The sequence below is a fragment of the Amycolatopsis sp. A133 genome, from assembly GCF_031082405.1.
Lineage (GTDB): Bacteria > Actinomycetota > Actinomycetes > Mycobacteriales > Pseudonocardiaceae > Amycolatopsis.
This window is the reverse complement of record NZ_JAVHJU010000031.1, coordinates 1-895: the sequence shown is the minus strand read 5'-3', so window position 1 is coordinate 895 and position 895 is coordinate 1. Positions and strand designations below refer to the sequence as shown.

At 65.8% G+C, this 895-nt stretch carries 2 protein-coding genes; both read right to left on the bottom strand.

Going from position 1 to position 895, the window contains the following annotated elements; all coding sequences use genetic code 11:
- Nucleotides 1-608: DDE-type integrase/transposase/recombinase (locus Q5425_RS21235; RefSeq protein ID WP_308674011.1), on the bottom strand; the 608-nt coding region annotated here is incomplete at its 3' end.
- A complete protein-coding gene (locus Q5425_RS21230; RefSeq protein WP_396135204.1) occupies nucleotides 605-844 on the bottom strand; it encodes a transposase in 240 nt (79 codons plus the stop codon). The genes Q5425_RS21235 and Q5425_RS21230, both read right to left, overlap by 4 nt.
- Between the last annotated feature and the right edge of the window lie 51 nt (nucleotides 845-895).

The following is an 895-nucleotide window of genomic DNA, read 5'->3' as shown; positions in this document are numbered from 1 at the left end:
TGAAGAACGCGGACGAACTTTCTTGATCGGAATTGCGACCCGCGGTCGGTGTGGATCACGCAGCCGGCCACGTCACCGCGCCGGGCGACAGCATTGCGCAGGGCATTGACCGCCAACCGAGACTTCATTCGCGAGTCGATGGAGTAGCCGACGATCCGGTTCGACCACACGTCCTTGATTGCGCACAGGTAAAGCTTGCCCTCGCCAGTGCGGTGTTCGGTAATGTCGGCCAACCACAACCGGTTCGAGCCCTCGGCACTGAAAGCGCGACGCACCAGGTCGTCGTGCACCGGCGGACCAGGCCTTCCGCCCTTGCCCCGACGCTTGTTCTTGCTGAACGCGCTCCACCAACCCATGCCTGAACAGATCTTCCAGGCGGTGCGCTCGGTCATCGGCTCGTCGGCGGCATGGGCCTCGTCGGCCAGGAACCGGTAACCGAACTCCGGGTCGTCGCGGTGGGCATTGAACAAGGCATCCGCCCGGTACGCCATGACCAGTTCGGCATCGGTGACCGGGCGGGCACGCCACCGGTAGTAGGGCTGCCGAGCGATGTTCAAGACCCGGCACGTCACCGCGACGGGGACACCGTCGGCGGCCAGCTCGCTCACGAGCGGGTAGAGCCTTTTCCCGGCAGGTTCGCCTGCGACAGATACGCCGTCGCCCGGCGCAGAACCTCGTTCTCCTGCTCCAGCAGCTTGATCCGCTTGCGCGCCTCACGCAGCTCGGCCGAATCGCTGCGGCTCACACCCGGTTTGGCGCCTTCGTCGGTGTCGGCCTGGCGCAGCCACTTGAACAACGTCATCGGGTGGACCCCGAAGTCCTTCGCGATCTGCTCGACTGTCACACCGGGCTCGCGGTCACGCGCGACCCGCACGACATCGTCGCGGAACTCCTG